Here is a 19,863-nt window from a genome sequence, read left to right on the forward strand (position 1 = left end):
CGTCGGGCCGGGTCCAAGATGGACGTCGTGACTGAACACCTGCCATCTGATTCCCCAGCGACGCCCGACGTGCCCACGAGTGCGGGCGGCGCTGTCACCACCGAGGAGCGGGAGCGTCCGGACTGGGACCCCCGAGGCCCGAGTGTCAGCAGTGACCCGCGTGCCGCGTACGACGACATGCGAGCGCGGTGCCCCGTCGCCCACGGAACTGACGGCACGTGGACCCTGTTCACGCACGCCGACGTCACCGCCGCCGCCCTCGACCACGAGACGTACTCCAACGCCGTCTCCCGCCACCTGCAGGTGCCCAACGGGCTGGATGGCGACGAGCACACCGCGCTGCGCGTGGTCGTGGACACGTACTTCACGCCCGACCGCATGCAGGCCGTCGAGCCGGCGCTGCGCCAGGTGGCCGCGGACCTCGTCGCCGAACTGGACCTCCCGGGACGCCTCGACGCGGTCGAGGTCGGCTCGCGGTTCGCGGTGCGCGCGCAGAGCGTCTGGCTGGGCTGGCCGGCAGACCTCGAGGACGAGCTGCTGCAGTGGATGGCGGACAACCACGCCGCCACGCGCTCCCGCGACCGAGCGCGCACAGCGGAGGTCGCCCAACGGTTCGACGCCATCATCCGCTCGCTCACGGACGCCCGCCGTCGTGCCGGGGCCGACGCCCCCGCCGACGTGACGACCGACCTCGTGCGCGAGCAGTTGGACGGCCGGGCGCTGACCGACGAGGAGATCGTCTCGATCCTGCGCAACTGGACGGGCGGGGACCTCGGATCCATGGCGCTGTGCGCCGGTGTGGTGCTCACCTACCTCGCCGACCACCCCGACCTCCAGGCCCGGTTCCGCTCCGGCGTCTCCGACCATGAGCTCGACAGCGTCCTCGACGAGATCCTCCGGATCGACAACCCCTTCGTCAGCAACCGCCGCGTCGCCACCGCGCCCGTCATCGTCGGCGGCCGCCGCATCGCCGCAGGCGACACAGTGCTCCTCAACTGGACGTCCGCCAACCGCGACCCCGAGACGTTCGGCGACCCAGACGCGTTCAACCCCGACGCGAACGCGCCGCACAACCTGGTCTACGGGATCGGCAAGCACGTGTGCCCCGGTCGCCCCCTCGCCACCCTCGAGCTGCGAGTGCTGACCAGTGCGATCCTGGCCGCGACCACAGCCATCGAGCCCGACCCCGAGCGGCAGCGCGAGCGCGAGGAGCCTCCCCTCGGCGGCTTCGCGGTGGCCCCGCTGCGCCTGCGCTGAGGGACGGTCGCAGTCGCCACTGACGGGGAGTGGTCCCGGCCCGTCGGCACCGCGCTCAGCGCTCGGTGCCGACGGCTACCGCGTCGCCGATCCGGACTGGCGACGGGCCTGATGCCTCGATCGGTGCGGTAGTGCCTCGACGAACCGACCATTGGTTGACGCCGTGCGGCCATGTGCCACGCCTCTTGGACGGAGGCAGCCGCCGCCGGTGCGTTCAGACAGCCCCGCCCGAGCGCAGCTTGAGCAAAGTGCCGTGGGCCGGTGCTGCCTGCGTGCCGAGCCCGACGAGGTAGCGGCGTCCGTCCGACGTCGCGATCTCCACCGTCTCGTCGTCACCCGTGCTGATCAGCACGCCCCGCTTCCGGTGGCTGCCCTTGATCCCCCAACCGCCGAAGTCCTCGAACGGCCGCACGGTCTTCAGCTCCAGGGACTCGACCTTCTCCCACGGAATCGTGCGGCGCCAGAACGGTGCCAGTGCGACGGCGACGCGCTTCTCGTCGGCGTAGAGGGCAGCACCGGTGGCGAACACGATGACGAGAACCAGGAGGACCGCAGCGCCGACCGCGATCCACTCGGCCACGGACGACGCCGTCGCAGCGATGAGGACGGCCACGATCGCCGGACCAATGCCGATCATGAGCCGAAGGCCGACGTGAAACGGGCGGAAAGCGATGCGACGCATCAGGCTCCTTCTGTCGTGGCGGGCGCTGCGACGGCCGCTTCGCGCGGCGCGGGGAAGTAGGACTCTGGCGGCCGCGGCGGTGGTGGAGTGAGCACGTCACCCGGGCGAACGAGATAGATGATCAGCGCCGCGGACATCGAGAGCAAGAACGACCAGAGGCCGAAGACCACCGCGTTCGCCAAGTGGAACAGCAGCCCAGCGACGAGGAGGCCTGTCCGGAGCGCGCTGCGCACAATCAACGCGGCACCGAGGGCGATCTCCAGCAGCAGGACCGCATAGGTGACTGTGACCGTGCCGACCAACGTCCCAAGGCCCGCCGCCATGACGGCACGCAGAGCTGCGGGGGGACCGAACGTCGGGTCCTGGATCCAATACCAGAGGACAGTCCCGTCGCTCCACTCCGCGACCGGGAGCTTGCCGATCGCCGCATGGAAGTAGATGACCGAGACCTGGATCCACACCATCACGATCGCTGCCCAGGCCGTGCGTCGCACGGCATGATGACGCACCCCGTAGGTCTCGTCGACGTCCCAGTGCGAGCGCCGCCGATCGAGCAGGAGCAAGGGGACGAAGAAGAGCGTCAGGACGCTCGCCACCTGGTCCCCTCCATCCGGGATGGGCGTCGAGTGATTGAAACTCCACGCAACCCACGCATGCGGTAAGGCCGACAGCATCGGACGGACACCCCACACGACGATCACGAGCACCGCGATCGTCACGACGTAGGCGAAGGGCTGCTGGTCGCCCCGGAAGATGCAGAAGAGCGACGCGTCGGAGAGCAGGCGGTCACACACGACACCGTCTGGATAGTTGTCGCTCCGGAAGAACAGCTGACCTCTTGGGGTGGCGAGGATTGTCCCGAGGAGTCCGACGGCGAGGAGCGCGCGGGCAGCGCCGAGCGCGCGGCTGAACGGAGAACACGTGTCGATGGTGGCCGAGGCCTTGCACAACGAGGACCACGCGGCGGCGCCGGCGGCGCGTGCGTAGTTCGCGAGGCTCTCGAGAACTTGGCGGGCACGCTCAGCCGATCGACGAAGCGGTTCGGTCACGTACTTCACGTGATCTCCAAGCACTCGACGGTCAGCCGGACCGCGCGGCCGTCCAGCCTGTCGGTGGGGTGCCGGAACGCCCAGGGCACCGGGGGCCGGGCAACGACTCCGACCTCTCCGCACAAGCGCGACGCGAAGCCCGCGCTCCGGACCGGGAGTGCGTCGATCGACGCGAGGCACTCCTCGTCTGTGAGTGCACGATCGCACTCGTGCCAGTCGGCGTCGTCGACGTCCTCGAGGGCGAGTTGGAGGTCGAACTCGGTCAATCGAGAGCTTCGGTTGAGCCCGAAGAGCCATCGCGGCTGCACATTGGGACCTCGCGCCGCGTTCTCCCAGTCCGCCCCGTCAAGCCGGGTGTAAGGGACGACGACATCACCCCTCGGCGACTTCGAGAAGAACGCCCAGCCCTGCGGGAGCGCTTCCCGAGCCTGGGCGCGAGTCTGGATGCTCTTGCTTCCGAGGTAGTCCCCGGCAGGCGTCGTCGTCGCGACGATCGTCCCCACGCAGGCGACGACAATCGTCGCGACGACGAGCAGTGCTATGACCGGGCGGATCGACGTGCGCCCGTCCTGCACGTCAGAGGCGTTCACGATCCGATCTGCGTCGAGACCTCGACGGCGAACTGCTCACGGGCGCCCACGGAGGCCGCCGTGCTGGAGGTGCTGCACCACTTCCAAGCACCGCACCACAGAGCGGCACCAATGAGGACTGCTGCCACGGCAGTGAGCGCGACAGTGTTGTGCACCGCCGCAGCGGCGTAAGCGACGCAGACCACCGCGACGCCACAGGCCGCGATGGTTGCCCCTCCGGCCGGGTCGCCGACGCGTGCCTCGACGAAGGTGTCCATCTCGGAACCGAGCACCTCCAGGCCATCGAGGACATCGACCGGGTCGCCGGACCGGATGAGGTCGAGCGCCTCGGCCGCCCCGTCTCCCGAGTACGCCAGGAAGTCAGCAGCGGCCACCTGTGCCTGCTCCTCGTAGAGCACGCTGTCCGCGTCCTCGCCGGACACGACCGAAGCCGTTGTCCCCAGTTCGTCGGCAATCTCGCCGACTCCGAAGACCAGACCGAGGACGAGTTCACGGTCAGTGACGACGGCCGGCTCGTCCACAGCCATCACCGGGCTGGCGAGACCGGCCACGCACAGTGCGGCGGTGGCGATCGTGGCGATGACGGACCTCACGCGCATGAATCCTCCCGAGAACAGACGTTTTGACCTGGTGGTTGCGGTCGGAACTGTTGCATCGCGATTGCGCGTGTGACAACAAGGAGTCCATTACTCGAGACAGCGTTGATCGACTCGGAACGATTTGAGGATTGTTGGACGATCGTTCAGGTTCTCTTCCCCGTGCCGGCAAGCGAACTCACTGCCTGACCGACACATAGCGAATGGGCCGGAGAAGAGCTTGTCTTCTCCGGCCCATTCGATCGTCGCCAACACATCACGGCTGTTCCCGCAAATGCCCCCCAGGCCACGATCGTCAACTGGATCGACGTCGACGGAGGTACGGCCTGCGTGGACCGGCACCACGAAGGCCCCAGTTCGGGTCGTGAAGCCGTCTGGCCACAACCTCCTGCCCTCCCGCTGTTCTGAGGTGCAGCAGCACAACACAACGAGGCCCGCCCCCAATAGGGGACGGGCCTCATCGCAATCTACGAAGAGTGTCTCCGCATTCTAGGAAGACCTCATGGTGGAGGTGGCGGGAATCGAACCCGCGTCCGATGACGTGGAACCAGGACTTCTCCGGGCGCAGCTCGCTGCGCTCTTTCTCAGCCCTCGCGATCTAGCAAGCGTGTCGCGAAAGCGGGCTCAGTTGTCTAAAAGTCCCCACAGCCCCGACAACGAAGGCTGTGAGCAGTGGCTCTCTAGATGACGCCAGTTACCGAGTCGAGAGCACTCTCGGGCTGACGGACTTCAGGACTCGCTCAGGCGGCGAGTGCGAAGTCGGTGCGCTTGGAATCGGCACCTATTGGTTTGCGCGGATCGTTAACGAGATAACCGTGCGTCCTCGGCCCGCTTCTCCTGGCTGAACGACCACCGTCGAAACCGATCACCCCCATGTGCAGTTATCAACCGCACGACTGCCCCGGAGGGCCGACGTGCATGTCCAGTCTACGCGAGAACGCGCCAGACGTCGCCAGGATTCCCTCGGACGGGTCCGGGCGGCCGGCGCCACCACCAGCACGGACGGCCCGGCGCGCCACCCACACCTCCCACGCAACGAGATGTCGCGTTCCCCGCGCGCGATGCGCCGCTGAGCGCCACGATGCACGCAGTGTCCGCGCCGATCCCCCGAGGTGACCATGTCCGACCCAGACGAGACCCCCAGCGGTGACCGCAACGAGACTCCGACGGAGCGGATGGACCGCAACTGGAACGAGCTGCTCCAGGAGCTGCGCGTCACCCAGACCGGCGTGCAGATCCTCACGGGGTTCCTGCTGACGGTGCCGTTCCAGCAGCGGTTCGCTGACCTGGACGCCTACCAGCGCAACCTGTACTTGGAGCTGGTGGTGCTGGCGGTGGTGACGACGGGCCTGATCGTGGCGCCGGTGAGCCTGCACCGGATCTTGTTCCGCAAGCGGCTGAAGCGGGAGCTGGTGACGGTGGCGGACCGGTTGGCCCGGGCGGGCTTGGCGACGTTGGCGTTGGTGCTGTCGGGGTCCACGATGCTGCTGTTCGACGTGGTCGTGGGGCGCACCGAGGGGATCATCGCGGGCGCCACGGTGCTGGTGGCACTGACGGTGCTGTGGCTGGTGGTGCCGCTGCGGCTGGCCCGGCTGGCTGGGGAGTCGCGACCGGACCAGTAGCGGGTCAGTTGGCCATCGAGACGACTTCACCCGGCTGCGCGCTCCGATTCGCGGCGCTCGTCATGGTTGCTTCCCTATTGTCATCCGATGATCTTTTTCGGTTGGGGACGCAAGAACAAGACGCAGCAGATCGATGCGCGTCAGGCGTTGATTCTGAGTTTCAACTACTTCCACCTCTTCTGGCTCTTCCGGGTGGCCTTCGGGCTCAACTACAGCGTTGCCACGCTGACGGACGACGGGTGGGCCACGCGCCGCCTCTCCCCTGCCGAGGTCGAGGCGGGAGGCGCCGCGACTGCGCTGACGCTGCACTGGTGGTGGCGTTTCGGCCTGCTCATCGGGATCGCGGCCATCGTCGTCATCGCGACGCTCGCCTCGATCACCTGACCGGGCCGTGCCTACGCTCCCGCCGCCAGCACATCCGCGAGCGCATAGGACACCGGTTCCTCGAGTTGCTCGTAGGTGCACGATGACGGGTCGCGGTCGGGCCGCCAGCGCCGGAACTGCGCGACGTGCCGGAACCTGTCGCCCTCAAGGTGGTCGTAGCCGACCTCGACCACCAGCTCGGGGCGTAGCGGGATGAACGAGAGGTCCTTGCCGGCGCTCCAGCGGCTCTGCTCGGACTCGCGCGGGGTGCGGCCGCTGGCGTCGCAGTTCCACGGGTGGTCCTCGAGCGCGGTGACCAGCGGGGCGAGCTCGGTGACGAGCTCGCGGCGGCGGGCCATCGAGAACGCGGCGGCGACGCCGACGGACGCGAGCACCCCCTCGGAGGTGTAGAGGCCGAGCAGCAGGGAGCCCACGGCGTCGTCGCCGGACTTGTGCGGGCGGTACCCGGCGACCACGCAGTCGGCGGTGCGCTCATGCTTGACCTTCGACATGACGCGCTTGCCGGGCTCGTAGAGCAGGTCGGCCCGTTTGGCGACGACCCCGTCGAGCCCGGCGCCCTCGAAGCTCTGGAACCAGTCGGCGGCGACGGCCGCGTCGTCGGTCTGCGCGGTGACGTACACCTGGGGGTTGGGGCTGATGATCTGCTCCATCAGGGCCCGGCGCTCCGCGAACGGCTTGCTGGTCAGGTCGGTGTCGTCCAGGGCGAGCAGGTCGAAGAGGATCAGCAGCGCGGGCGTCTCCCGCGAGAGCAGCCGCACCCGCGAGGCGGCGGGGTGGATGCGCTGTTGGAGGGCGTCCCAGTCGAGTCCCCCGGTGGTGGCGGACGGGACGACGATCTCCCCGTCGACCACGCACCGCTCGGGCAGGTGGGCCAGTGCCGCGTCGACGATGTCGGGGAAGTAGCGCTGCATGGGGCGCGTGTTGCGGCTGCCGATCTCCACCTCGTCGCCGTCGCGGAACACGACGGCGCGGAAGCCGTCCCACTTGGGCTCGTACAGCTCCCCCGCGGGGATCGCCGGCACGGACTTGGCCAGCATCGGGTCCACCGGCGGCATCACAGGCAGGTCCATCGGCCCAGTGTGGCCCGCACTCCCCCGTCCGGCCAGAGATCGCGGGAGGACGGCCCGATGGCGCGAACCGCCCGCCGTGACGATGCGGCAGGCCCTAGACGCCAGCCGTCCGCCCGGAGCATGTTGGGAGTCCACAGTCGATGAAGGGACGCGACGATGCGCACTCGCCGAACTGCCAGGACCCTCCTCACCCTCACCACCGCCGTGCTGCTGCTGGCCCCGACCGCCGGGCTCGCCGCTGCCCAGGGCTCCTCTGACCGATCCGGTGGCTCCGCCCACAGCACGGGCAAGGGCTCCGGCCACCACCACCCGGGCCGCCCGGATCCCCGCCCCACCAGCTACCTGCTCGACCCCGCCGACCAGGCGGCCGAGGACGTGTTCCCCGAGGGCGTCGCCGTCCACCGCGACACGTTCTACGTCGGCAGCACCACCGACGGCACGATCTACCGCGGCAGCCTCGACGAGCCCGTGGCCACCCCGTTCCTGCTGGGCGGCGAGGACGGCCGGACCAGCGCGATCGGCATGAAGGCCGACGGCCGCACGCTGTTCGTCGCGGGCGGCGCCACGGGCCTCGTGTTCGCGTACGACGTGCGCACCCGGGAACTCGTCGGTTCCTGGCAGGTGGCGCAGACCGGTGAGCCCACGTTCCTCAACGACATCGCGATCAGCCCGCGCGGGGACGTGTACGTCACGGACTCGATGCGCCCGGCGCTCTACCGCATCGACGCGCGGGACCGCCGCACGGATGGCGTCGCGGAGCTGCCGGTCTTCGTGGACTTCACCGGCACCGTGCTCGAGTACCAGCCGGGGTTCAACGTCAACGGGATCGTGGTCTCGCAGGACGGCAAGCACCTCGTGGTGGCGCAGTCCAACACGGCCGAGCTGTTCCGGGTCACGATCGCGGACCGCTCGGTGGCGCAGGTGGACCTGGGCGGCGAGGCGGTGAGCGGCGACGGGCTCGTGCTGCAGGGGCGCACGCTGTACGCGGTTGAGCGGCAGGGCGACGTCGGCTACATCGTGAAGATCGACCTGTCCCGGGGCCTGGCGGCGGGCACGGTGGTCAGCCGCACCACCGACCCGTCCTTCAACGACCCGACGACGGCGGCGCTGGCAGGGCGCTCGTTGCTGGTGGTCAACAGCCAGTTCGGCGAGCGCGCGGCCGGGGTGGAGCCGGGGCCGTTCACGGTGTCCCGCGTCCCGGCGCCCTGAGCGGGGCGCCTGGCCACAACGGCCCGGCTACACCGGCCCGAACGCCAGCACGCAGTTCTGCCCGCCGAACCCGAACGCGTTGGTGATCGCGTGCCGGACGCGCTGCTCCCGCGCGACGCCGGGCACGTAGTCGAGGTCGCAGTCGGGGTCGGGCGTCGTGTAGTTGATGGTCGGCGGGATGACGCCCTCGATGATGGACATCGCGCACAGCAGCGACGCCAAGGTCCCGGCGGCGCCGATGAGGTGCCCGGTCATCGACTTGGTCGCCGTCACCGCGAGCGCGTCGGCGTGAGAACCGAAGACCTGCCGCAGGGCCGCGGTCTCGGTGCGGTCGTTGGCCAGGGTGGAGGTGCCGTGCGCGGCGACCAGCTCGATGTCCGACGGGTCGAGGCGCGCTCGGCGCAGCGCTTGCGCGATGGCCTGTGCGGCGTACGTCCCGGTGGGGTCGGGGGCGACGATGTGGAACGCGTCGGAGGTCATCGCGCCGCCCAGCACCTCGGCGTAGACGCGCGCTCCGCGGGCCCGGGCGTGCGACAGCAGCTCCATCGTGCAGACCACGGCGCCCTCGGAGAACACGAAGCCGTCGCGGTCGGCGTCGAAGGGCCGGCTGGCCTCCTGCGGGGAGTCGTTGTTGCGGGAGAGGCCGCGCATGGTGGTGAGCCCCGCGAACATCACCGGGGTGATGGCGGCGTCGGTGCCACCGGCGATGACGACGTCGGCCTCGCCGGACAGCAGGGTCCGGCGGGCGTCGAGCAGGGCGGCGGTCCCGCTGGCGCAGGCGAGCGCGGACGCGTTGACGGGCCCGTGCACCCCCAGGTCGATCGCCACCTCGCAGGCCGCCATGTTGGTGAGCGACGACGCGACGAAGCTGGGGCTGATGGCCCGGATGCCCTCCATGCCGTATGCCTCGGTGGCCTCCTGGATCTCCGGGTAGCCGGAGACGGCGCTGTTGATGACGATCCCGGCGTCGACGTCGTCGAGCGTCGGCCCGAGTCCCGCGTCGGCCACCGCCTCGCGTGACGCCGCGACCGCGAGCTGGGAGGCGCGGGATGAGCGCTTGAGCCGTTTGAAGGGCAGCAGCGCCGCCGGGTCGAAGCCGCGCACCTCCCCCGCGATGCGGGTCGGGAAGTCGGAGGCGTCGAATGCCGTGATCTTGTCGATGCCGGATCGGCCCTCCAGCAGCCCCGCCCAGGTCTCGGGCCAGGAGTTGCCCAGCGGGGTGAGGGCGCCCATCCCGGTGATGACCACCCGTCGATCGTCAGCCACGCTTCTCCGCCCCCGCCGCCTCGTCGTCGAGCACCGGCCCCTCGCCCACAACGCTGGGCGTCGGCGACACCAGCACCCCGTCCCGCTCGTCCCGCACAGCCTGCTCGACGACCTTGAAGTGCATCTTCTTGCCCGTCGCGGTCAGCGGCACCTCGTCCACGAACCGGTAGGCGCGCGGCCGCTTGAAGTCCGCGAGCGCGTCATGCCCCCGACAGAACGCGTCCAGCTCGTCGACAGTCACCGTCCCGTCGCGGCGGACCACATACGCGACGATCCGCTGCCCCCACTGGTCGTCCGGCAGCCCCACCACCACGGCGTTCGCGACATCGGGGTGGTCCGCGAGCGCGGCCTCGACCTGCACGGGGTGCACGTTCTCCCCGCCGGAGATGATCATGTCGTCCTTGCGGCCCAGGATCGTCACGTACCCGTCGGCGTCCCAGGTGGCCATGTCCCCGGGGTAGAGCCACCCGTCGTGGAACTTCTCCTCCTCGAGGCCCGGCAGGTTCACGTAGCTGTAGCCGGACTTGGGCGAGCGCATGATCAGCTCGCCGGCCTCGACGCCGTCCTGCGCGGCGAGCTCGTCAGGTGAGGCTCGCCGGTCCTCGAAGACCTTGACCACGGCGACGTCGTCGTCGGTGCACGCGCGCCCGGCGGCGCCCGCGTGCTCGGGCAGGTCCTCGGGCCGCAGGAAGGTGTTCCAGAACGCCTCGGTGGTGCCGTACCCGTTGAAGATCCGCGGCGTGAGCACCTGCTGATAGCGCAGCGCCGCGGCGCGGTCCAGGGGCGCGCCCATGGTGACGATGCCGTTGAGGGAGCCGAGGTCGCGCGGTGCGCGCTCCTGCTCGGCGGCGAGCAGCTCCAGGGTGGTGGGCGCGCCGATCAGGAACGTCAAGGAGTGCTCTCCCACCCAGTCGAGGACTGTCGCCGCGTCGAAGGCGCGCAGTGGGACCACGCTGGCGCCGACGTAGACCGCGGGCGTCGGCCCCCCGGAGTGCAGTCCGCCCCGGTGGAACCAGGGGGTCATGTTGAGGGTGCGGTCGTTCGGGGTGAGCGGGAAGTGCATGATCACGTCGTGGGCGGACATCACCTCCACGACGGACGGCAGCGCCACACCCTTGGGCATCCCGGTGGTGCCCGAGGTGTACAGCCGGGTCGTCTCCTCATAGGTCGAGAAGTCGTCGGGCAGCGCCGGGGCCGCGCCGCCGGACTGCGCGAGCGCGGCGTCGAAGGTGTGCGCGCCATTGCCGCCTGGCCCCACCACCAGCACTGCGGGCGAGGTGGCCGCCAGGTCGAGCGCCCGCTGTGCGGCGGGGGCGCACTCCTGGTCGTAGACGAACACGACCGGCATGCTGTCGCGCAGGATGTGCGCGATCTCGGCGGGGGCGAGCCGGTAGTTGACCGGCACGCTGACCGCGCCGAGCCGGTGCGTCGCCAGGTACAGCAGCGCGAACTCGACGCCGTTGTAGAGCTGGAAGACCACCGGGTCGCCGCGCCCGACGCCCCGGTCCATGAGCATGGTCGCGGTGCGGTCCACATCCTCGCCGAGCTGGCGGTAGGTCCACGTCCGCCCGCTCGCCGGGTCGGTGACGGCCACGCCGCCGCCATACCGCGCCACGTTGCGCCGGAACCCGGCTGCGTAGGTCAACTCGCGCTCGAAGTACTGCTGGAACCGGGTCGGGTCGTAGCTCACGGTGCGGGTCCTCTCGGGTCGTCAGCCGGGCGCGTGTCAGTCCCGGCGTGGTCGCTCCGGGAGGGCGATGGGCGCTGTCGCGTCGACGTGGAACGGCGGCGCGGTGAGGGACAGGCCCCCGTCCACCACGAGGGTCTGGCCGGTGATGTACTCCGAGTCGGGTGAGAGCAGGAACTCGACGGTCGCGGCCATCTCGTCGGCGGTGCCCGCGCGGCGCTTGGGGATGCGGGACAGCACGCTCTCGATCGGCGGGATGCCGTCCATCGAGTAGAAGTAGTCGAGCGAGTCCGACTCGATGAGGCCCCCGCTGACGGCGTTGACGTTGATGCCGTAGCCGGCAAGCTCCACGGCCATGAACCGCACGAACGCCTCGACGGCCGCCTTGTAGGAGCCGAGCGCCGCATAGGTGGGAAACGCCCGGATGCTGCCGTAGCTGGTCAGCGCGACGATGCGCCCGCCCCGGTCCATGAGCTTCACGGCCTCCTGCGTGCCCAGCACGAAGGGCCGCACGTTCACGGCGTACGCCCGGTCCAGGTGGTGCGGCTTGAGGTCGACCACATGCTTGAACGCCGCAGCCGCCGCGCTGTTGACGAAGTAGTCGAGCCGGCCGTACTCCTCGGCGACGGTGTCGAAGAGGTTGGCCACCTCCTCCGGGTGCTCCAGGTCGGCCCGCACGGCGAGACCTCCGCCGCCCAGCCGCTTGAGCTCCCGCACCACGTCGTCGGCCAGCTCGTGGTTCTTGCGGTAGCCGACCACCACCTGGCAGCCGCGCTCGGCCAAGCGCTCGGCCACCCGGCGCCCGATCCCGCGGGACCCCCCGGTCACCAGCGCGATCTTGTCGTTGCTCTGCTCCACGTCGTCTCCCCTGCCCCTGGTACCCCGACGTGGTCAGTCTGGCCTGGCGCCGCCCACGGTGGCTATACCGAGGTGAGGAACACGTTGAACAGGTGCGGGTGGTGGGCGTGCACGAGCACTGCGAACACCACGGCGTCGAACAGCAGGTGGACTGTCAGCACGTACGTGAGCGATGCCGTCTTGGCGTAGGTGAGCCCCTGCACCAAGGCGAATGGCACGGTGAGCAGCGGTCCCCACGACTGGTAGCCGAGCTCCCACAGGAACGAGACGAAGACCGCCGCCTGCAGCAGGTTCGCCGTCCACATCGGGAAGTGCCGGCGCAGCAGTGCGAACACCGTGCAGATGAAGAACAGCTCGTCCCACGTCCCCACGGCCGCGACGCCGACGAATAGTCGCGCGATCTCCCCCGAGCCGTCGAGCGCCGGCCAGTTCTGCCACACGCCGGAGGTGAGGAAGTACCAGGGCAGCACCACGTACCCGGCGGCCACCACCACGATCAGGTACGTCCAGTGCACCCGGGTCCACGGGCGGCCGACCCGCCACGGGAACGTGATCGCGTCATGCCGCAACCACCACCGCGACAGCGCGAACGGGACCGCCACCGCGAGCGAGAGCACCACCGCGAACTTGGCGATGCCCGCATTCGACAGGTCCGCCTTCAACGAGATGGCGCTGATGATCCCCATGCCGACGCCGATCAGCGCCAGGTCCGCCCCGAGCGCGCGGTCCACGGCCCAGCCGAGCAGCACGCCCGCGATGAGCGGCAGGTAGGCGATGGGGCGCAGGTGGATCGCGAACAGCAGCACCGCGGAGCCGCAGACCAGCGCGGCGGCGAGCAGGCGTGCGACGGCCAGGCGTCCGGTCGGCGGCGGCGCCAGCACGGCAGTGTGCAGGGTGTCGGTCACAGCCGTACCTTGCCGCACGTCAGGGCGTCCGGCGACCCCGCCCGGCCACCTGGGCGCGCCAGCCGGGCGGTGGCGGTCCCTCCGGATCGCCGCGCGAGTGCCCGCACGAGAGAGTGGGGAATGTGACCAACCGTCTCGCATCGAGCACCAGCCCGTACCTCCAGCAGCATGCGCAGAACCCGGTCCACTGGCACGAATGGGGCGACGACGCCTTCGCCGAGGCCCGACGCCGCGACGTCCCCCTGCTGGTGTCGATCGGGTACGCGTCCTGCCACTGGTGCCACGTCATGGCGCATGAGTCCTTCGAGGACGAGGCCACCGCCGCGTACATGAACGAGCACTTCGTCAACGTGAAGGTCGACCGCGAGGAGCGGCCCGACGTGGACGCGGTGTACATGGCGGCGACGCAGGCGACCACCGGGCAGGGCGGATGGCCGATGACGGTCTTCACCACCCCCGACGGCCACCCGTTCTTCTGCGGCACCTACTACCCGCCACAGCCGGTCGGCGGCCTGGCGTCCTTCCGCCAGGTGCTGGAGGCGGTGGCCGACGCCTGGGCGACGCAGCGCACCGACCTGGAGCACAACGCCGGGCTGCTGGGCGGCGCGCTCGGCGCCCGTCCCGCCATCGGCCCGGGCCAGGGCCCGCTGTCGGACGCCGCCCTGGAGGCCGCCACCGCCGCGGCCCGCGACGAGATCACCGGCGACTACGACGCCCAGAACGGCGGGTTCGGCGCCGCGCCCAAGTTCCCGCCGTCCATGGTGCTGGAGTGGCTGCTGCGCCGGGCCGCCCGCGCGCACGACATCGTCGCGATGGACATGGCCGAGCACACGCTCACGGCGATGGCCCGCGGGGGGATGGCCGACCAGATCGGCGGCGGGTTCGCGCGGTACTCAGTGGACGCGCGCTGGACCGTGCCGCACTTCGAGAAGATGCTCGAGGACAACGCGCTGCTGCTGCGGGTGTACCTGCACTGGTGGCGGGCGTCCGGCTCGGCGCTCGCGCTGGACGTCGTGGAGCGCACGGCCCGCTGGATGACGCGCGCGCTGCACACCGACCAGGGGGCCTTCGCCTCCTCCCTCGACGCCGACACCGACGGGGTCGAGGGGCTGACGTACGTGTGGACGCCCGCGCAGCTCGTCGAGGTGCTGGGCGAGGAGGACGGGGCGTGGGCCGCCGAGGTCTACGGGGTCACCGAGGCGGGGACGTTCGAGCACGGGACGTCGGTGCTCCAACTGCGGCACGATCCCGGCGCCGATGCCGCGGAACGGCTCGCCTCCGTGCGCCGCCGCCTGCTCAAGGCCCGCCGCGCGCGCCCGCAGCCGGATCGAGATGACAAGGTCGTCGCGGCGTGGAACGGCCTGGCCATCACCGCGATGGCCGAGGCTGGCGCCGTGCTCGGCCATCGGAAATGGGTGGGTGTGGCCCTGCGCGCGGCGGTGCTGCTCGACACCGTCCACCTGCGCTCCGAGCCCACCGGCCCCAATGGCGCCCCGCAGACGCGGCTCATGCGCACCTCACGGGACGGCGCCGCCGGATCCGCGCCCGGCGTGCTCGCCGACTACGCCCACGTGGCCGAGGCGTTCCTGACCCTGTACTCCGTCACCGACGACGAGCACTGGTTCGTGCGCGCGGGCGAGCTCCTGGACACCGTCCTGTCGCACTTCGCCGACGACGAGGGCGGGTTCTTCGACACGGCGGACGATCGCACCGACCCGGTCCTCGCCCGCCTGCAACGCCCCCACGAGATCGCCGACGGCCCGGCGCCCTCCGGCCAGTCCGCTGCCGCCGCCGCGCTGCTCACCTACTCCGCGCTCTCGGGTTCTGCCCGCCACCGCCAAGCCGCCGAGCTCGCCCTGGCGGCCCCGCTGGCCATCGCGCCCCGGGCGCCCCGAGCCTGTGGCTGGGCACTCGCCACGGCGGAGGCGATGCTGGACGGGCCGGTGCAGGTCGCCGTCATCGGCCGCGACCTCGACCCGTCCACCGCTGAGCTCGCCCAGGCGGCCTGGCGTTCCACGGCCCCCGGCGCAGTGCTCGCGGTGGGCGACCCGGAGCGCATGGAGGTCGTCGGCACGCGCGTGCCCTTGCTGCAGGGGCGCACGCTGGTGGACGGGCTCGCCGCCGCCTATGTGTGCCGGGGATTCGTGTGCGACCTGCCCACCACGCAGCCCGCACAGCTCGTGCGCGCGCTCGGTGGCGCGGCCACGGCGCCGGGCGCACGATGAGGTATGGACGAACTCCACCTTCTCCACCGCGTGAACGCGGACAAGATCACCTCACTCGTGACCCAGGTGGGCGACCGCTGGGACACGCAGACCTCCTATGCCGACTGGACGGTCCGCGACCTCCTCAACCACCTCACCGCCGAGCAGCTCTGGGCTCCTGAGCTGCTGGCCGGGCGCAGCGTCGCAGAGATCGGCAACCGCTTCAACGGCGATGTGCTCGGCGACGAGCCGCTCGCCGCGTGGCGGCTGGCCGTCGAGGCGGCGCTCGCCGCGTTCGCGGAGCCGGGCGCGCTCGAGCGCTCGGTGCACTTCGGGGACAAGACGCTGACCGCCGACCAGTACCTCGATCAGATGGTCACCGACCTGGCCCTGCACAGCTGGGACCTGGCGACGGCCATCGACGCCGACGCCGACATCGACCCGGCCACCGTGGACCGCCTGCTCGTGGAGTGGACCGGCCGCGCCGAGGAGTCCTTGCGCGGGCCGATGTTCACCGGCCCGGACGAGCCGCCGGCGCCGATCGACGTCTCTGACGAGGAAGAGGCCCAGACCCGGCTGCTGGCGTTGTTCGGCCGACGCGCCTGAGCCTCACCAGCCCCGAGGCTCACCAGCCCCCCCCCCCCCCCCCCCCCCCCCCTTCCCCCCCCCCCCCCCCCCGCGCCGGGCGGCCGCCGGAGAAGCCCGAGTCGCCCGACGACCCGGGCGTCGCGGACAACGACGTCGTCGCGACCGCGCTGAACCGCTCCAGGTTGCTGCCGAATGCCGCGTACGAGACCCAGAACGCCCCGGTGTGCCCGTACGACCCGACGTACCACTCAGGCTCGGCCACGGCCGCGCCCTGGGCGGCGAGCGTGCCGAAGACCTGTGCCCACCGCTCGGTGAGCCCGAAGACGATCGCGTACGGCAGGTAGCGGGAGAAGACGTCCACGCCCTCCTCGAACCTGAGCTGCTCCGCCTCGGCGGTGGCCAGGTACTGCTGGAAGCCCCGCGCCTCGGCGAGGACCGCGGTGCCGTCGGCGGTGCGCGCAGGCGCCGCGTTCGCCATCAACAGCACCGCGACGCCGACCAGGCCGAGCGCGACGGGCGGCAGGAACGCGCCGGAGACCTCGAACATCAGGGCGGCGACCCCCAGGGCGCCGGCCAGGGCGATCAGCCCGAGGCCCGCCCAGCGCCAATGCATGCGCACGACCGCCGGTGAGGTGCGGAACCAGCCGCGGGCGATGACCTCCTCGTACAGACCGCTCTGCACCGAGGCCATCGTCGCCGCGAAGGTGGTCTTCAACTCCGAGAGGGTGACCTCGGAGCGGCCCGTGAAGAGGCCGTCGTACAGGCTGCGCTCGAAGTCGATCAGGCCCTCCGCGCCCCGCAGCCGCACCAGCGTCCAGTCCTTCGGCTTCTTGCCCGGCTTGCTGCGCGGCACCTCCTCGATGCGCAGGTAGCCGCGGACCGCCAGGTCGATCAGGGTGGCCGTGACGTCCTTCGGGTGGGCGATCTCGTCGAGCAGCGTGCCGAGCTCGCCGGGCCGGACCCCCGCCGGCGGGGCGAACTGCACGGCGACGGGCGCCCGCCGGTCACGGAAGCCGACGGCCGGCTCCGCGCCGTCGACGGGCATGAGGCCCGGGGTGAGGCCCAGGTAGGCCCTGTCGCGGCCACGCGTGCGCACCCGGTGGGTGGCCAGGCCGATGCCCCCGACGCCCACTAGCAGTGCGAGCGATCCGGTCAGCGGGGTCGGCGTCAGCACGTCGACCGGCTCCGGGCGCACCTCGAACACGGGCGCGGTGTCGACCAGCGTGCCCACGGGCCAGCCGACGGCGACGGTGAGCTGATCCCCCACCGGCACCGCCGCCTGCGTGAACGTCGCGGCGTCTGCGGCCACATCGGCCCCGTCGCAGGAGGCCTCCGAGCCGGCGGGCCCCGCGTAGCAGGCGGCCTGCAGGATCTCCGCGGGACCGGTCACCGTGACGCTGACGTGCGCGAGCGGGATCTCCCAGTCGGCGCCGATCGCGTTCCAATTGAGCTCGTCGACCTGCGCGCCCGTGGCCGCGTCGGTGACGTCCGGGTTGGGCATCCCGGAGACCGTGTAGCCGATGCGGTACGTGTGCACGCCGTCGATGTCGCCGACGTCCGGGTCGCCCACCCGCACCACCAGCGCGTCCGCCCGCTCGTCGAGGTTGACGTCCGCGGGGGCGCCCGACGGGCTGGACGCCGTCACGTCGTCGATCGTGTAGACCCGGTCGCGGTTCTCCCCCGCGTCCATGCGGGTCGGCCACGACAGGTACGGGCCGTGGCCCGGCTCGTCGCCGAACGCGAAGTCGAAGTCCAGCTCGACGCGCATCGTGCCGTCCGCGGCGACGGTCACCTGCGCGTCGTACCGGAGGATCTGCCGGCTCGTCGTCTCGGCCGAGGCGCGCGAGGCCCAGGGACCCATGAGGAGCGCCAGAGCCAGGAGCGCGGCTCCGGCCAAGGCCAGGGCGCGCGCCCCCGACCCCCCCGCGCGTCGTCGGGCGGGGGTGGAGTCGTGGATCACCTAGAGGTCTCTCTTCTCTCGAATCGCCCGATGGGCCTCGAGGTTGTCCTGGCGCTCACGCAGCGCCTGGCGCTTGTCGTACTCGCGCTTGCCGCGCGCCAGGGCGATCTCGACCTTGGCCCGGCCGTCGAGGAAGTACAGCGACAGCGGGATGATCGTCTGGCCCTTGGCCCGCGCCTTCATGTCGAGGCGGTCGATCTCCGAGCGGTGCAGCAGCAGCTTCCGCTTGCGGCGCGGCGCGTGGTTGGTCCAGGTGCCCTGCGTGTACTCGGGGATGTGCACCCCTTCGAGCCACGCCTCCCCGTTCTCCACCTCGCACCAGCCGTCCACCAACGACGCACGGCCCGCGCGCAGCGCCTTGACCTCGGTGCCCGTGAGCACCACGCCCGCCTCGAAGACGTCCTCGATCAGGTAGTCGTGACGTGCCTTCTTGTTGGACGCGACGAGCTTGCGCCCAGTGTCCTTGGCCACGACCTCCCCTTCCTCGCCTCACCGCATGCCGACAGGCAGCATGCGCTCCAGTTCCCGGTCGTCGAGCCTACCGCTCGGACGGCTTCCGGCCCGAGTCCTTATCGCCGCAAAGGCTCAGCGACTCTGACGCGCAGCGGCTCAGAGGCCGAGCAGCGGGCCCGGGTCCTGCGTGACGCCGTTCACGTACACCTCGAGGTGCAGGTGGCATGCCGCCGACGTCCCGGTGTTCCCCGAGTAGCCCAGCAGCGTGCCCTGCTCGACGCGCTGGCCGGAGCGCACCACGAAGCTGGTCATGTGGTTGTAGCTCGACATCAGCGAGCTGCCGTTGACGAGCCCGTGGTCGAGCATGACCTGGTTGCCGAAGCCGTACCGGTACTGGGCCCACTGCACCGTGCCCGCGCGCCCCGCGTAGATCGGGTTGCCGCAGTAGGTCCGCAGGTCGATGCCGGCGTGCAGCCGCACGTACCCGAGCGTCGGGTGCAGGCGCATGCCGTAGTTCGACGTGACGTACATCGGCTTGATGCTGGTGGGGTTCGCGAACAGGCTCCCCGAGACCGGTCCCGCCGGCGTCTGCGGCTTGCCCGCCGCCGCAGCGGCCGCCGCGTCGGCCGCCCGCTGCGCCTCGGCGATCGCGGCGAGCTCGGCGGCGATCTTCGCGGCCTCTGCGTCGGCTGCGGCGGCCTCCGCCTCGGCGGCGGCCTTCTGGCTCTCGATCTGCGCCTTCTTGGCAGCCTGCTGCACGATCAGCTGCTCGATCTCGTCCTTGCGGTCCTGCGCCTGGGTGCGCGCCGCGTCCGCCTCGACGACCTTCTGATCGGCCTCGGCCTTGAGCTCCTGGATGCGGCCGCGCACCGCCTCGAGCCGCGCCTGGCTGTTCAGGTTCTGGGCCTGCAGCGTGCGCATCTCGTCGAGGGTGCTGGTCTGCGTGCGCAGCGCCGTGCTGACCAGGCCGTACTGCTCGATGAACTCCTCGGTGCTCTCCGCGCCCAGCACGACGCCCATGCTCGACGCCGCGCCGCGGCCCTTGTACGCCTCGCGCGCCATCTGCCCGATCGACTCGCGGATGTGGGTGGCCCGCGCCGTGTCCTGCTCGATGGTCGACCCGATCGACGACTCCTGGTCCTCGGCGTCCTGCAGGCGGGCCGCGACCAGCGTGGCCTCCCGCTGCGAGCGCTCAAGCGACGCCTCGGCCTCCGCCAGCTCGAACTGGGCCTGGGGCATCCGCGCCTCCATGGCCTGCAGGTCCATCAACGCCTGGCCCAGCTCCGCGCTCAGGCCCTCGAGGGACGCCGCGAGCTGCTCGCGCTTGGCGGCGTTCTCCTGCTCCAGCTTCTTCGCGGCGGCCCGCTTGTCAGACAGCGTGTCGGCGATCGCCGGGCCGCCCACAGTGGTCAGCGCGGCAAGGGCTCCCACCAGCACGAGTGCGAGCATCCTGCTCAGCGCACGAGGTCGTCGGCTCATGTGA

18 protein-coding genes and 1 other RNA gene are annotated in these 19,863 nt (G+C 71.0%); 6 read left to right on the forward strand and 13 right to left on the reverse strand.

Features of this window, described 5'->3' with window-relative positions; all coding sequences use genetic code 11:
* Nucleotides 1–27 precede the first annotated feature (27 nt).
* Complete coding sequence (locus tag BN3788_RS04170; RefSeq protein WP_234346475.1) at nt 28–1,257, forward strand: cytochrome P450; 1,230 nt, start codon at nt 28–30, stop codon at nt 1,255–1,257.
* A 214-nt stretch (nt 1,258–1,471) separates the two neighbouring features.
* On the opposite strand, the gene BN3788_RS04175 is transcribed toward BN3788_RS04170, so the two are convergent.
* The 5 genes from BN3788_RS04175 to ssrA all read right to left on the reverse strand — a co-directional run bounded on the left by BN3788_RS04175 (nt 1,472) and on the right by ssrA (nt 5,047).
* Nucleotides 1,472–1,939, reverse strand: a complete 468-nt coding sequence (locus tag BN3788_RS04175; protein ID WP_147525047.1) for a hypothetical protein — start codon at nt 1,937–1,939, stop codon at nt 1,472–1,474.
* Nucleotides 1,939–2,997, reverse strand: a complete 1,059-nt coding sequence (locus tag BN3788_RS04180) for a sporulation-delaying protein SdpB family protein (RefSeq protein ID WP_066582570.1) — start codon at nt 2,995–2,997, stop codon at nt 1,939–1,941. The genes BN3788_RS04175 and BN3788_RS04180 overlap by 1 nt, the downstream gene beginning before the upstream one ends.
* On the reverse strand, nt 2,994–3,578 hold the full coding sequence (locus tag BN3788_RS04185) for an SdpA family antimicrobial peptide system protein (protein WP_066582571.1): 585 nt from the start codon (nt 3,576–3,578) through the stop codon (nt 2,994–2,996). The genes BN3788_RS04180 and BN3788_RS04185 overlap by 4 nt, the downstream gene beginning before the upstream one ends.
* Nucleotides 3,575–4,171 (reverse strand): hypothetical protein, encoded by a 597-nt coding sequence (locus tag BN3788_RS04190; protein ID WP_147525049.1) that lies wholly within the window; start codon nt 4,169–4,171, stop codon nt 3,575–3,577. Before BN3788_RS04190 ends, BN3788_RS04185 begins: the two co-directional genes overlap by 4 nt.
* A gap of 506 nt (nt 4,172–4,677) precedes the next feature.
* Nucleotides 4,678–5,047: a transfer-messenger RNA gene (gene ssrA / locus BN3788_RS04195) on the reverse strand.
* Nucleotides 5,048–5,292: 245 nt separating this feature from the next.
* On the opposite strand from ssrA, the gene BN3788_RS04200 reads away from it, so the two are divergent.
* Both BN3788_RS04200 and BN3788_RS04205 read left to right on the forward strand, forming a co-directional pair.
* On the forward strand, nt 5,293–5,796 hold the full coding sequence (locus BN3788_RS04200; RefSeq protein ID WP_066582807.1) for a DUF6328 family protein: 504 nt from the start codon (nt 5,293–5,295) through the stop codon (nt 5,794–5,796).
* Between the two features lie 87 nt (nt 5,797–5,883).
* Nucleotides 5,884–6,180: a hypothetical protein gene (locus tag BN3788_RS04205; protein ID WP_066582573.1), complete on the forward strand. Its 297-nt coding sequence runs from the start codon at nt 5,884–5,886 to the stop codon at nt 6,178–6,180.
* An 11-nt stretch (nt 6,181–6,191) separates the two neighbouring features.
* On the opposite strand, the gene BN3788_RS04210 is transcribed toward BN3788_RS04205, so the two are convergent.
* Entirely contained in the window at nt 6,192–7,250 is a 1,059-nt protein-coding gene (locus tag BN3788_RS04210; protein ID WP_187138356.1) for an ATP-dependent DNA ligase, read from the reverse strand.
* A 156-nt stretch (nt 7,251–7,406) separates the two neighbouring features.
* Here BN3788_RS04210 and BN3788_RS04215 point away from each other — a divergent pair, with 156 nt between their 5' ends.
* The gene (locus tag BN3788_RS04215; protein ID WP_108723778.1) at nt 7,407–8,459 is read left to right on the forward strand and encodes an SMP-30/gluconolactonase/LRE family protein; all 1,053 of its coding nucleotides are present in this window, start codon (nt 7,407–7,409) and stop codon (nt 8,457–8,459) included.
* 27 nt (nt 8,460–8,486) lie between these two features.
* Here the strand turns inward: BN3788_RS04215 and BN3788_RS04220 are convergent, their stop codons facing one another.
* From BN3788_RS04220 to BN3788_RS04235, 4 genes are all read right to left on the reverse strand, one after another.
* Nucleotides 8,487–9,725, reverse strand: a complete 1,239-nt coding sequence (locus tag BN3788_RS04220) for a beta-ketoacyl-[acyl-carrier-protein] synthase family protein (RefSeq protein WP_082812563.1) — start codon at nt 9,723–9,725, stop codon at nt 8,487–8,489.
* Nucleotides 9,718–11,415 carry a class I adenylate-forming enzyme family protein gene (locus BN3788_RS04225; RefSeq protein ID WP_066582575.1) on the reverse strand — a complete coding sequence of 566 codons (1,698 nt, stop codon included), beginning with the start codon at nt 11,413–11,415 and terminating at the stop codon, nt 9,718–9,720. Before BN3788_RS04225 ends, BN3788_RS04220 begins: the two co-directional genes overlap by 8 nt.
* Nucleotides 11,416–11,451: 36 nt before the next feature.
* Nucleotides 11,452–12,270, reverse strand: a complete 819-nt coding sequence (locus tag BN3788_RS04230; protein ID WP_066582576.1) for an SDR family oxidoreductase — start codon at nt 12,268–12,270, stop codon at nt 11,452–11,454.
* Between the two features lie 62 nt (nt 12,271–12,332).
* Nucleotides 12,333–13,175, reverse strand: a complete 843-nt coding sequence (locus tag BN3788_RS04235) for a CPBP family glutamic-type intramembrane protease (RefSeq protein ID WP_234346476.1) — start codon at nt 13,173–13,175, stop codon at nt 12,333–12,335.
* Between the two features lie 122 nt (nt 13,176–13,297).
* Here BN3788_RS04235 and BN3788_RS04240 point away from each other — a divergent pair, with 122 nt between their 5' ends.
* On the forward strand, nt 13,298–15,400 hold the full coding sequence (locus BN3788_RS04240) for a thioredoxin domain-containing protein (RefSeq protein WP_066582577.1): 2,103 nt from the start codon (nt 13,298–13,300) through the stop codon (nt 15,398–15,400).
* A 3-nt stretch (nt 15,401–15,403) separates the two neighbouring features.
* Nucleotides 15,404–15,985 (forward strand): TIGR03086 family metal-binding protein, encoded by a 582-nt coding sequence (locus tag BN3788_RS04245; protein ID WP_066582578.1) that lies wholly within the window; start codon nt 15,404–15,406, stop codon nt 15,983–15,985.
* A 19-nt stretch (nt 15,986–16,004) separates the two neighbouring features.
* Here BN3788_RS04245 and BN3788_RS04250 read toward each other — a convergent pair whose 3' ends face one another.
* The 3 genes from BN3788_RS04250 to BN3788_RS04260 all read right to left on the reverse strand — a co-directional run bounded on the left by BN3788_RS04250 (nt 16,005) and on the right by BN3788_RS04260 (nt 19,859).
* The gene (locus BN3788_RS04250; RefSeq protein WP_147525050.1) at nt 16,005–17,828 is read right to left on the reverse strand and encodes a DUF2207 domain-containing protein; all 1,824 of its coding nucleotides are present in this window, start codon (nt 17,826–17,828) and stop codon (nt 16,005–16,007) included.
* Between the two features lie 99 nt (nt 17,829–17,927).
* Entirely contained in the window at nt 17,928–18,398 is a 471-nt protein-coding gene (smpB, locus tag BN3788_RS04255) for an SsrA-binding protein SmpB (RefSeq protein ID WP_066582580.1), read from the reverse strand.
* Between the two features lie 138 nt (nt 18,399–18,536).
* Nucleotides 18,537–19,859, reverse strand: coding sequence for a peptidoglycan DD-metalloendopeptidase family protein (locus tag BN3788_RS04260; protein WP_066582581.1), 1,323 nt, complete (start codon nt 19,857–19,859; stop codon nt 18,537–18,539).
* Between the last annotated feature and the right edge of the window lie 4 nt (nt 19,860–19,863).

The organism is Cellulomonas timonensis (assembly GCF_900046455.1).
In the GTDB taxonomy this organism is placed as follows: Bacteria; Actinomycetota; Actinomycetes; order Actinomycetales; family Cellulomonadaceae; genus Cellulomonas_A; species Cellulomonas_A timonensis.

What these genes read in the sequence shown, in the direction of transcription:
- BN3788_RS04175 (WP_147525047.1), bottom strand. Translation starts at nt 1,939, where the DNA reads ATGCGTCGCATCGCTTTCCGCCCGTTTCACGTCGGCCTTCGGCTCATG.
- BN3788_RS04200 (WP_066582807.1), top strand. Translation starts at nt 5,293, where the DNA reads ATGTCCGACCCAGACGAGACCCCCAGCGGTGACCGCAACGAGACTCCG.
- BN3788_RS04205 (WP_066582573.1), top strand. Translation starts at nt 5,884, where the DNA reads ATGATCTTTTTCGGTTGGGGACGCAAGAACAAGACGCAGCAGATCGAT.
- BN3788_RS04210 (WP_187138356.1), bottom strand. Translation starts at nt 7,250, where the DNA reads ATGGACCTGCCTGTGATGCCGCCGGTGGACCCGATGCTGGCCAAGTCC.
- BN3788_RS04215 (WP_108723778.1), top strand. Translation starts at nt 7,407, where the DNA reads ATGCGCACTCGCCGAACTGCCAGGACCCTCCTCACCCTCACCACCGCC.
- BN3788_RS04245 (WP_066582578.1), top strand. Translation starts at nt 15,404, where the DNA reads ATGGACGAACTCCACCTTCTCCACCGCGTGAACGCGGACAAGATCACC.
- BN3788_RS04250 (WP_147525050.1), bottom strand. Translation starts at nt 17,828, where the DNA reads ATGGGTCCCTGGGCCTCGCGCGCCTCGGCCGAGACGACGAGCCGGCAG.
- BN3788_RS04260 (WP_066582581.1), bottom strand. Translation starts at nt 19,859, where the DNA reads ATGAGCCGACGACCTCGTGCGCTGAGCAGGATGCTCGCACTCGTGCTG.